General features: G+C 69.3%; 4 protein-coding genes. All 4 read right to left on the minus strand.

Going from position 1 to position 2,328, the window contains the following annotated elements; all coding sequences use genetic code 11:
- Positions 1–422, minus strand: a 422-nt coding sequence (locus C4313_RS11260) for an MBL fold metallo-hydrolase (RefSeq protein ID WP_352429947.1), incomplete at its 3' end; no start/stop codon positions are given.
- Positions 423–440: 18 nt separating this feature from the next.
- A complete protein-coding gene (locus tag C4313_RS11265) occupies positions 441–1,127 on the minus strand; it encodes a deoxynucleoside kinase (protein WP_352429948.1) in 687 nt (228 codons plus the stop codon).
- The gene (locus C4313_RS11270) at positions 1,124–1,765 is read right to left on the minus strand and encodes an NUDIX hydrolase (RefSeq protein ID WP_352429949.1); all 642 of its coding nucleotides are present in this window, start codon (positions 1,763–1,765) and stop codon (positions 1,124–1,126) included. Before C4313_RS11270 ends, C4313_RS11265 begins: the two co-directional genes overlap by 4 nt.
- Positions 1,762–2,328, minus strand: a 567-nt coding sequence (locus C4313_RS11275; protein ID WP_352429950.1) for a hypothetical protein, incomplete at its 5' end; no start/stop codon positions are given. The genes C4313_RS11270 and C4313_RS11275, both read right to left, overlap by 4 nt.

The following is a 2,328-nucleotide window of genomic DNA, read 5'->3' on the forward strand; positions in this document are numbered from 1 at the left end:
TCCTGGACCACCACCACCCGATCGGCGGGGACGGGGATCACCGGGCCCCAGAGGGCCTCGAGCATGTCCCCATAGAGGCGGGCGGCGCTGGCGATCAATCGAGAGGGATCGATCAAATGCGGGGCGCCGACCGGGTGCACATAGACGCGGACCCCGGGCAGGCGGGCGGCCAGCAGGCCGGAGGCGCCGGCGTGGTCCAGGTGGATATGGGTGACGATCAGGTGGCGCAGGGCCTCCAGCGGCACCCCGGCGGCCTGGAGGCCCTCCAGCAACGTCTCCGCGGTGGAAGCCGGCCCGGTCTCCACCAGGGCGGCCTCGCGGCCGTCGTAGAGCAGGTAGGCGGCGATGACCTGGCGGCGGCCATGGAACTGCAGGTCGATCAGCGTGATCCCGTCGGCGATGGGCTCCAGGACAGGGGGCATCGGCGATCCCTCCTACGGTCACGGGTCCTGCCGGATCTCCAGGATGGCGTCCTCGAAGGCGACCTCTTCTTTGCCTTGAAGCCGCTCGATCACCTTATCCAGGATTAATTGTAAGTGGCGGCGGTGCCGGACGAAGTCCAGGTGGTCGGCGGGCACTTTGAGCACCGGGCACAGGTCGAACCGCTCGATCCAAGCTTCGTAGAGGTCGTTGAGCCGGCCCAGGTAGTCCGGAGAGATGGCCTGTTCGAAGGGCCGCCCCCGCATGGCGATGCGGCGCTGCAGCGTGGGGACAGAGGCCCGCAGGTAGATCACCAGGTCCGGCGGCGGGAGGAACAGCAACAGGGTCTCGTAGAGCTCCCGATACACCCGCCAGTCCCGCTCGCTCAGATCCCCCCGCTCGTAAAGGTTGCGGGCGAAGACCTCCGCGTCCTCGTAGATCGTTCGGTCCTGGATCACCGAGTTCGGCCGTCTCAGCAGCATCACGTGGTGTCGAAGCCGCCGGCCCAGGAAGAAGATCTGGGAGTGGAACCCCCAGCGGGCCATGTCCGTGTAGAAATCGGCCAGGTAGGGGTTGTCGTCCACGGCCTCAAAGAAGGGCTCCCAGCCCAGTTCGCGGGCCAGCCGCTCCGTCAGGGCGGACTTCCCCACACCGATGTTGCCCGCCACGGCGACGAACTTTTTCCCGGGGATCCGATGATCGGTCATGGGCGCGGCGCCTCCCCTGGCGGTCCGGGCGCCTCCAGCCGCTCCCGATGATACATCCAGACGAAACGATGGCCCACCGCCCGGAAGCGCCCCCAGCCCTTCCAGGGGCCGTTGAGGGCCTCCAGGCGCCGGGCGACCTCCGGCAGGTCCGCGGGCCGGATCCAACGGAACCCGCTGATGGCCTCGCCAGCGTCGGCCGGGCGGGGATCCCCTTCGGTCCGCACGTGGAAAACGAAGGAGACAAAGGGCAGCGCCAGGGTGGGATCCGCACGCTCGCGGGCCTCCTCGGTGGGATACAGGGTGTAGGTGATCAAGCCCCACCAAGCGGCCGACCGGATGGGCAGGCCGGTTTCCTCGGCCATCTCGCGGTGGAGGGCGGCCCAGGCGGTCTCCGCCCAGCCCACCCCGCCGCTGAGCAGCCGGTAGGTCCCTGGCGGGTAGAACCGTTTGGTGTGCACCAGCACCTCGCCGCCAGGACGCTGGACGACGAGGAGGACTTCCCCCCGGCGATGGGCCAGGCTGCGGCGGACTTCCTCCCACCAGCCCTCTCCGGCCAGGGCCACATGGTGGTGGGGCTGGGGGCCGAATTCGGCCGTCAGGGCCTCCAGTTCGGAGGGCGCCATCAGCGGGCGGTTCATCGAAGGACCTCCTGGACGGCTTGCTCCAGGTCGCGGCGATCCCGCAAGCGCAGCGCCCCCAGGCGCAGGACCCCCCGCAGCCCTCCGAAGACCGGCCGCCAGGTGGCGTGGGGCCCACGGAGCGGCAGGAGGAGGGTGTCGGCCCGAGGGAAGAAACAGGTCGTGTGGATCTGGACCGGCGGGTCGTAGTGCACCCAAAGGGCCAGCGCTTCTGATCCCTGTCGGTATTCGGAGAGGGTCGCCTCGGAGAGCCCGACGGCCGGCTCACAACCCTCGATGTTGAAGGCGGAGAGGGAGCGGTTCAGGGCATCGTTGAGGCGGGCGTATTCTGGGCTTCCCGGGAGGAAGCGGCGCGCTTGCCCGCTCCCGGTGATCCGGATCTCGACGGGCCGGCCATGGAACCAGGGCCAGAACCACCAGGGGTCCCGGTTGGTCATGGCGTTGACCCCCCATACGAGCCCTAGGGTCAACGCCGCCAGCACGATCAAGGGTTCCCGCAGCCGGGGAGGACGCTCTCCCTCCATCGCGCATCGGAGCCGCAGTGAGGCCTGGGGCCGGCCTAG

Source organism: Thermoflexus sp., from assembly GCF_040289485.1.
In the GTDB taxonomy this organism is placed as follows: domain Bacteria; phylum Chloroflexota; class Anaerolineae; order Thermoflexales; family Thermoflexaceae; genus Thermoflexus.